This window comes from Streptomyces sp. NPDC004658, from assembly GCF_040609555.1.
Classification (GTDB): domain Bacteria; phylum Actinomycetota; class Actinomycetes; order Streptomycetales; family Streptomycetaceae; genus Streptomyces.
Genome location: NZ_JBEXKG010000109.1, coordinates 20224 through 27266 on the forward strand (window position 1 = coordinate 20224; position 7043 = coordinate 27266).

The 7043-nt window shown below is 70.8% G+C and carries 5 protein-coding genes; 4 read left to right on the forward strand and 1 reads right to left on the reverse strand.

Features of this window, described 5'->3' with window-relative positions; translation table 11 throughout:
• Window positions 1-18: 18 nt before the first annotated feature.
• The 4 genes from ABZV94_RS29085 to ABZV94_RS29100 all read left to right on the forward strand — a co-directional run bounded on the left by ABZV94_RS29085 (window position 19) and on the right by ABZV94_RS29100 (window position 6279).
• Window positions 19-360 carry a hypothetical protein gene (locus ABZV94_RS29085; RefSeq protein WP_356345480.1) on the forward strand — a complete coding sequence of 114 codons (342 nt, stop codon included), beginning with the start codon at window positions 19-21 and terminating at the stop codon, window positions 358-360.
• The gene (locus ABZV94_RS29090; protein WP_356345483.1) at window positions 357-1229 is read left to right on the forward strand and encodes a hypothetical protein; all 873 of its coding nucleotides are present in this window, start codon (window positions 357-359) and stop codon (window positions 1227-1229) included. The genes ABZV94_RS29085 and ABZV94_RS29090 overlap by 4 nt, the downstream gene beginning before the upstream one ends.
• The gene (locus tag ABZV94_RS29095) at window positions 1229-4234 is read left to right on the forward strand and encodes a CHAT domain-containing protein (protein WP_356345485.1); all 3006 of its coding nucleotides are present in this window, start codon (window positions 1229-1231) and stop codon (window positions 4232-4234) included. The genes ABZV94_RS29090 and ABZV94_RS29095 overlap by 1 nt, the downstream gene beginning before the upstream one ends.
• Before the next feature lie 131 nt (window positions 4235-4365).
• A complete protein-coding gene (locus ABZV94_RS29100) occupies window positions 4366-6279 on the forward strand; it encodes an ABC transporter ATP-binding protein (RefSeq protein ID WP_356345487.1) in 1914 nt (637 codons plus the stop codon).
• 252 nt (window positions 6280-6531) lie between these two features.
• Here ABZV94_RS29100 and ABZV94_RS29105 read toward each other — a convergent pair whose 3' ends face one another.
• The gene (locus ABZV94_RS29105; RefSeq protein ID WP_356345489.1) at window positions 6532-6948 is read right to left on the reverse strand and encodes a DUF2690 domain-containing protein; all 417 of its coding nucleotides are present in this window, start codon (window positions 6946-6948) and stop codon (window positions 6532-6534) included.
• Window positions 6949-7043: the final 95 nt, after the last annotated feature.

The following is a 7043-nucleotide window of genomic DNA, read 5'->3' on the forward strand; positions in this document are numbered from 1 at the left end:
GGTGGGCATGATGGCTCTGTGCATGAAGAACTGGTACTGAGGTTACGCGGGACGTGGCGCCGGATCGAACGACCCGACACGGCGCGGATCGGTGCCGTGCTCGCACCGTTCGGCGCCGAGCTGATCGCTGTGACCGGCATTGAACCAGGGGACGTCCGCGTGCGAATAGCCGTCCCGGAGACGGCCGACCTGATCGCCGTCGGGGCCGCCGTGGCCGACGCGCTGGCCCTTCCGGCACCCAGGATCACCTTCGAGCGCGGCACATCGGCGGTCAGGGGAGTCGCCGGGCGCGGCTTCTACTGTTCGTGCGGCGGAGTGGACGGCGACCACACCGAAGACTGCCCGAGGGCACGAACGTGAGCTGGCGGCCGCCCGTACCGATGGGCTACCTGGAGAGTGTGCAGGCGGTCGGCGGGGTGGCCGCCCCCTTGCTCGCCGGGGGCAGCTTCACGCTGGCGGTGCTGGCGCTGCAGTCGTCGGTGCCCGGCCCCGCAGCCGTCAGCCGGTGGCCGGACGCGTCGCTGGCCTTGTTCGTCGCGGCCGGCCTGCTCCAGATCGCGACCGTCCAGGCGACGGCGTGGACCCGACGCTACATGTGCACGCCGGGAGACCTCCTGCAGTGGTTCCCCGGCGAGCAGACGGACGGCGTTCCGAGCCGGTTCCTGCTCGGTATGCAGCAGAGCCACCTGCTGCAGGCCCACCGGTGGGCGAACGCGGCGCGCGGCTTCTACCACGCCGGGATCATCGCCCTGCTCGCCGGACTGCTCGTCGCCTGCGTGCCGCGAGGCCACCTCACCGGCGCCCGCTGGACGGTCCTCGGGGTCTGCGCGACAGGTGTCGTGGGCGAGTTGGCCTGGCTGTTCAGGGCCCTCTTCCTCGATCGCGGCATCCGCCGCGAGGCCGGACTCCCTCTGGCGGTGCTGCTCTCCGCCACGGCAGCGGCGGCCGCCCCCGGTATCTGGCACGCATGGCCCGTACTCGGGGCCTGCGCGGTCTGTCTGCTCTCCTGTCTGCTGTTCCTCCTCCTGCGCCGTTCCCGCACCCCGACCGCGCTCACCTCGGCCGGGAGCCTCTGTCTGGGAGGGGCCGCCTTGTTCCTGCCGGTACCTCAGCCGATCGTCGCGATCGTCCTGGCGCCCGCGTTCTTCCTCGGCGTCCAGGCATTCATGGCAGCCGTCCGCCGCCGGCGCACGCCGGCCGCGGCGCAGACGTCAGGGGGGACGACCTGATGGATTCCCGAGCGCTGCGAGAACTCGCGGCCTGCATCGAACGGGTCCACGCGACCGACGACTTGGGACACACCCTCGCGGACGGCATGTCGGACCATTTCGCCGACGCCTGCCGGGAGTGGGACGGCGAGGCCACGGAATCGTCCTTCGTGCTCGGGGTCTTCTCCTTCTACCGCTACCTGGCGGCGCACGAGCCGACGGACCTGCGCCTGGCCGTCATGGCGCTCACTCCCTGCCTGCTGTACAGCGAGATGGCGTTGCCACCGGACATGCTGCCCTTCCTCGCCGACCACGGCGTGTGTGAGGCGGAACTTCTGCGTCGAGACGCCCGCGACTCGCCCGGTCCCGCGGCGGCGGCGCGTGCGGCGTTCGCCTGGCGGCGCATCGTCATGGCCACCCCGGACGACCACCCGAGGAGAGGGGAGCGCGAGACCGACCTGCTGAGGGCGCTCCGCCTGCTCGCCGCCCGGCGCGGGGACACCGCCGAACTCGACCAGGCCGTCGCCATGGCGCGAAAACGCCTCGCCCCGCCGGGCCGCCGCAAGCGGTTCGGCAGCCTCCTCCAGCTCTTCCTGACGTTGGAGGAGCGCTATGAGGCGACCGGCAACGTGGCGGACCACGAGGCCGCACTCCAGTGCGCGGAGGAATTGGCCACCTCCGCCTCGGCGGGGGATCCCACCGGCCGCCATCTGTTGTACTCGTACGGAGAGAAGCTCTATCAGCGGTTCCTCCGTGAGCCCAGCAGCGCGGACCTGCAGCGCGCCATCGTCTTCCTCCGGGAGTCCGCCTGGTCCCCCGACCCCGAACAGCCGACCCGGCTCCTGGTCCTCTCGCGCGTCCTGTCCCTGGGGTTCGCCGCGACCGAGGACCCGGCGGTCCTCGACGAGGCGATCGCCGCAGCCGGACAGGCCGAGGCGCTGGTCCAGCGGGACCACAGGGACTACCCGCTCCTGGAGTGGCATCTCGCCCTGCTGTACTTCCACCGCTACCAGCAGGCGCACTCCGCCGACGACCTCGACAAGGCCACCGCGTACGTGGCCGAGGCCGCCATGTGCCTTCCCCGCGAGATCCGGCTCACCGCTCTCAGCGCCGAGATCGAATTCGCCCACTCCCGGCGCACGGTGGACACCGAGCGCCTCCACAAGGCCCTCACACTGAGGGAACGCGTGGTACGGCAGACCCCTGCCGACGACGCCTACTCGCGCGCCGAGGCCCTCTACCAGCTCAGCCAAGTCCAGATGTACTGGTACCGGCGGACCGGATCGCTCGGACACCTGGACGAGGCCACCACCAACGGGCAGGCGGCCGTCGAGCTCCTGACGCCGACCGACACACGTCGCTCCCGATTCCTGTGCGGCCTGGGCCACGTCTGGTTCACCCGCTATACGTGTCACCTCGAACGAGACGCCGTGCCCCAGGCGATCCACCTGTTCCGGAGCGCCGCCGCGACCGCACCCGACGATCACCTCCCGCACGCGATGCTCGCCACAGCCCTGTGGCAGGGTTACGAGGCGACGGGTGACAGCTCCGCTCTCGACGAGTCCGTCACCTCCGGCGAACGCGCCCTGGAGCTCGCGCCCGCCGGTCAACGGGCGGACATCCTCCTGGACCTCGGCGCCGCCCACCGGCTGCGATTCGGCCGCACGCATGACGCGGCCGATCTCCACCGAGCGAAGGCCGCGCTCAGCGAAGCCGTCAGCCTTCCCGGACTGCCACCGAAAACACGGATGCAGATCGCCTTGGAACAGGCCGAGCTGGCCTCGCTCCCCCCGGTCGATCCGGCCGAGAGACTGCGCGCCCTGGAGACAGCCGTCGGACTGCTGCCCCACGTCGCCATGCGCAGCAAGTACTACGAGGACCGCGAGTTCGTACTGGGCGCCCACACCGGCCTGGGGGCGAAAGCGGCCGACGCCGCGGTCGCGGCCCACCGTCCCGACCGCGCCCTGGAACTCCTGGAGAAAGCGCGAGGCATCCTCGCCGACACCCTGCGCGACACTCCGGACAGCACGGCCCGTGACCTCTGCCGCAACGCCACCCGCGGCCCCATAGTGACCGTCAGCGCAGTCGAGACCGGCGGACTGGCTCTCCTCGTCACACCGTCCGGCGTCCACCCCGTCTCCCTGCCAGGGCTCACCCTCCACGAGGCCAGGGCCCGGCACAAAGCGCTCCAGCGGGCCCTGGCCACCCAGGCCCGTGCCGACGTCCTCGACGTCCTCGGCTGGCTCTGGCACACGGTCGGCCGCCCCGTGATCGAAACGCTCACCGCCATGGGCTGGAACGGCTCGCGCCTGTGGTGGTGCCCCGTAGGCATCCTGTCGCTCTTCCCCCTGCACGCCGCGGGTGACGCCGACGACTCCGTCATGGCCAGAACCGTCTCCTCCTACCTCCCCACCGTCCGCGCCATGCCCGCCGCGCACCCCACCCAGGACCCACCGGGCAAGGCCCTCGTGGTCGCCATGAGCAGAACGCCCGGCGAGGCCTTCCTCCCGGGCGCCGCATCCGAGGTGAACAGCCTCACCCGCTTGCTCGACGCGTCGGTGCTGCACAACGAGCAGGCCACCCGGGACGCCGTGCGCTCCGCCCTGCTCCACACCCGGATCGTCCACTTCGCCTGCCACGCGCAGGCCAACACGCGCGAGCCCACCCTCAGCCGCCTGGTGCTCCACGACGAGCCGCTGACCCCCAGAGACCTGCCGGTCGGCCTTGACGCCGACCTCGCCTACCTGTCGGCCTGCGCCACGAGCGACGTCCTGTTCATCGTGGCCGACGAGGCGATGCACATGACCGCCGCCTTCCAGGTAGCGGGTTTCCGCCATGTCGTCGGCACACTCTGGCCCGTGAACGACCAGGTCGCCTCCGACATCGCCGACCGCTTCTACACCCTCATCGCCGCCCACGGCACCGACTACGCCGCCCAGGCCCTGCACACGGCCACCGCCGAAGTCCGCCGGGCCCACCCCGACAAGCCCGATCTGTGGGCATCCCACCTCCACACAGGACCGTGACCGGGCCGCCACGCCGATGACCGTCAGCTCTGAACGCAGCGATGTCCGATTCTCGCTGGTCCGTGGTAAATGCCTGGACTGAGAAACTCGGCGGACGGGAGACTTCCGACTTCCGAACCTCCGGGAGCGTGATGGGGACAACAGATACGCCAGGGCCGACGCCGGGCAGGAGCGCGGTCGTTCTGGCACTGCACCGCTACGGCCGCGAACTGCTGCGGCTACGACTGCTCGCCGTGCCCGCGCTGCTGTTGCCGGCGGTGGGCAACATCGGCATCCGCTACGTCGCCCCGCTGCTGATCGCCAAACTGGCAGGACAGGCCGCCGACGACCGGCGTCTCTCCCTCGGCTCGGCGCTGCCGTACGTGCTGGGCTTCGGCGTGACACTGCTGCTCGCCGAGGCCGTGTGGCGGGTCGGGCAGCACTGCCTGAACCGCGTGGACGCCCTGGGCATGGAACACCTGTACGTCAGCGGCATGGACGAACTCCTGGCCAAGGACGCGGCCTTCTTCCACGACAACTTCGCCGGCTCCCTGACCAAACGGGTGCTCAGCTTCGGCAGGTGCTTCGAGGACTTCGTCGACACGGTGACGTACCGGATCGTGGGCAGTCTCGTCCCCCTGGTGTTCGGTGCCGTGGTGCTGTGGGGCTACGAACCGATGCTCGTCGCCGGACTTCTCGCGATGATCGCGCTGACCGTGGCGGCCGCGACGCCTCTGATCCGCCGCCGGCAGAGGATCGTCAACGAGCGTGAGGCGGCGATCGCCCGGGTCTCCGGCCACGTCGCCGACAGCCTCATGAACATGGAGACCATCCGGGCGTTCGCGGCCGAGCAGCGGGAGGCCGACGAACACCGTCGCCGTGTCGCGGAATCCCGGCGTCTGACGCTGAGGTCGTGGGACTACGGCAATCTGCGCGTCGACACCCTGGTAGCCCCCATGTCCGTGCTGACCAACGTGCTGGGCCTGCTGGTCGCCCTCGCCTTCGGCGGCTCCGGTCAGGGAGTCGAGGAGGTCGTCGTCACCTTCACCTACTTCTCCAACGCCACGCAGATCATGTTCGAGTTCAACCAGATCTACCGGCGTCTGGAAAGCTCGATGACCGAGGCCGCGCAGTTCACGGAACTGCTGCTGGATCCGCCCACCGTGCTCGACCCGACGGCACCCGAACCGCTCGCACCGCGGGACAGCGGCATCCGCTTCGAGGCGGTGACCTTCGCCCACACCGGTGCGAAGCCCATCTTCCAGGGACTCGACCTGGAGGTGGCCGCGGGGGCACGGATCGGTCTGGTCGGCAGGTCCGGCGGAGGCAAGACGACGCTCACCCGGCTCCTGCTGCGGATGTCGGACATCGACGACGGCCGCATCCTGATCGGCGGCCAGGACATCACCCGGCTTCGCCAGACCGACCTTCGCTCACTGATCGCCTACGTCCCGCAGGAACCCGCCATGTTCCACCGCAGCCTGCGGGACAACATCGCCTTCGCCCGGCCCGGCGCCACCGACGAGGAGATCCACGCGGCGGCCGCGGCGGCGCACGTCACGGAGTTCGCGGACCAACTCCCCGACGGCTTCGCCACCCTGGTGGGGGAGCGGGGAGTCAAACTCTCGGGCGGCCAGCGCCAGCGCGTCGCCCTCGCCAGGGCCATCCTGCGTGACGCCCCGATCCTGCTGCTCGACGAGGCGACCAGCGCGCTGGACTCGGAGAGCGAACTCCTCGTGCAGGACGCCCTGTGGCGGTTGATGGACGGACGCACGGCCCTCGTGGTCGCCCACCGCCTGAGCACCGTCGCCGGCATGGACCGCCTCGTCGTCCTCGACCGCGGTCACGTCGTGGAACAGGGCAGCCACGAGGAACTCCTCGCCGCGGACGGCGCCTACGCGAAGCTGTGGCAGCACCAGTCGGGCGGCTTCCTGGGCGAGAGCACCGAGCCGGCCCTCGCGCCCCCGGACCCGGAGGCCGACCGAAGGGAGCTGCCCGGACCGGCCGACCTGGCGCCGGACGGGGGCCACAGGATGTCGCCGCACGCCGGTACGACCACCACGTAGACGTGCCCCTGTCAGTACCCCGGCCGCCGGGAGCACGCTGATACGCCCGTCGCCCGCGACCGAGCATGCCGCGGGCCGGCGGCAGTGCCGGCACGTCGCGGACGTCTTGGCGTGACACATCACAAGCGGCCACTCGGTCGGTGAGCCGGGAACCGTGGTCGGCTTGGTGCCCGGCCTGCTGTTCGCCGTTGTCCACCCCGGCAACGGCAGGCCGGCGCTCACCCGATCGGAGGATCGTGTTCGGAGCCGGGGTCAGTAGCTGCTGGTGCAGTCGACGTTGTCGGAGCCCTGGGCCTTCCACGTACCGCACGCCCACGCCGTCACGTCCTTGTCATTTACCATGACACTGAAGAAGTGGCCGCTGCCGTACGTCGTGTACTGCTTTCCCTGACTGTTCTTGATCACGATCTTGGAGCCGGACGGGGCACTGATCTTGAAGCGGCCCCAGGCGGCCCGGCACGAGGGGCTGTAGCGCAACTCCACGGCCGAGACCGGCCCGGTGCCCTCGGCCACGGTGCGGGCGTCGTTCGCACAGGTCGTGCTGCCGGGGTTCAGGCCGTTGCAGGAGGAACCGAGACAACTGGTGGCGGCGGAGGCGGAGGGCGCCGCGACCAGGCCACCGGCCAGGAGCGCTCCGGTACCCACGAGGACGGCTGCGAGGTGCTTCATGAGATGCCTTTCCGAGTCGGAACAGGGTTCGGGAGCCGGCGGCGCAGCTGCCGCCGTAGCGGCCGCGGGCGGGCTCGTCGCGTTCGGCGCGCCGC

What these genes read in the sequence shown, in the direction of transcription:
- ABZV94_RS29105 (WP_356345489.1), bottom strand. Translation starts at nt 6,948, where the DNA reads ATGAAGCACCTCGCAGCCGTCCTCGTGGGTACCGGAGCGCTCCTGGCC.
- ABZV94_RS29095 (WP_356345485.1), top strand. Translation starts at nt 1,229, where the DNA reads ATGGATTCCCGAGCGCTGCGAGAACTCGCGGCCTGCATCGAACGGGTC.
- ABZV94_RS29100 (WP_356345487.1), top strand. Translation starts at nt 4,366, where the DNA reads ATGGGGACAACAGATACGCCAGGGCCGACGCCGGGCAGGAGCGCGGTC.